Below are 1,236 nucleotides of genomic sequence, written 5' to 3'. Positions count from 1 at the left end.
AGCAGGGCCGCCGCCGCGCCCGAGTCCACCGCCTCGGCGGCGCGCCCGAAGGCGGCCCCCAGCGTCGCGGTGAGCTCCCCGGCCGCCGGAGCGCCCTCGTAGGCGGCGATCAGCGCCGCCGCGTTCAGCAGGACCATGTCCCGCACCGGGCCGCGCTCGCCCGCCAGGACCCGGCGGGCGACCTTCCCGTTGTAGGCGGCGTCCGCGCCGCGCAGGTCCTCCGGGCGCGCGGGCGGGATGCCGAGGTCGGCGGGGTCGAACACGGTCTCGGTGACCGCGCCGTCCCGGACCACCCAGACGGTCGAGGTGCCCGTGGTGGTCAGCTCGTCCAGCCCGTCGTCGCCCCGGAACACCAGGGACGAGCAGCCGCGCGCGGCGAACACCCCGGCCATGACCGGCGCCATCCGCGGGTGGAACACGCCGACGGCCTGGCTGGTCGGACGGGCCGGGTTCGTCAGCGGCCCGAGGAAGTTGAACACGGTCGGCGTGCGCAGCTCGCTGCGCGTCCGGGCCGCGTACCGCAGCGCCGGGTGGTAGAGCGGCGCGAAGCAGAACGTGATCCCGACCTCCTCGGCGACCCGGGCGGTCGCCGCGGGGGGCAGGTCGATCGCGACCCCGAGCCCCTCCAGCAGGTCGGCCGCGCCGCAGGACGACGAGGCGGCGCGGTTGCCGTGCTTGACCACCTTCACCCCGGCGGCGGCGGCCACCACGGCCGCCATCGTCGAGATGTTCACGGTGTGCGCGCGGTCGCCGCCGGTGCCGACCAGGTCGGCGAACCGGCCCGGCACGTGGATCGGCGTGGCGTGCGCCATCATGCCCTCGGCGAGCCCGGCCACCTCGGCGACCGTCTCGCCCTTGGCGCGCAGCGCGACGGCGAACCCGGCGATCTGCACGTCGGTGGCCTCGCCGGACATGATCTGGTCCATCGCCCAGACCGTCTCGTCGCTGGTCAGCGACACGCCGTCCAGCAGCGTGTTGAGCAGCCCCGGCCACGACGTCGCCCCCGGGCCGGCCGCGCCGCCGCGCCCCGCGCCCGAGGTAGCGGGCGGGGCGGAAGGTGTGACGCCGGTCATTCCGGACGGAACTGTCGTTTCGGGCGTGCCCTCGGGCACACCGGACACCGCCGCGGCGGTCATGCCGGACGCGGCGGAGGCGGCTTCGGGTGCGGCCGCGGGCGGGATGCCGGGCGCGTCGCCGGACGCTGCGGCGGTATGGACGCCCGTACCAGCGCCCACA

General features: G+C 76.9%; 1 protein-coding gene. It reads right to left on the bottom strand.

The features are described from left to right. A partial coding sequence (gene trpD / locus AB0J52_RS41355; protein ID WP_500188736.1) for an anthranilate phosphoribosyltransferase occupies positions 1-1,073 on the bottom strand: 1,073 nt, incomplete at its 3' end. Positions 1,074-1,236 lie beyond the last annotated feature (163 nt).

The organism is Spirillospora sp. NPDC049652 (assembly GCF_040675125.1).
GTDB lineage: Bacteria > Actinomycetota > Actinomycetes > Streptosporangiales > Streptosporangiaceae > Spirillospora.
Note: the sequence above shows the minus strand (reverse complement) of the source record. Positions and strands in the feature narration are given on the sequence as shown.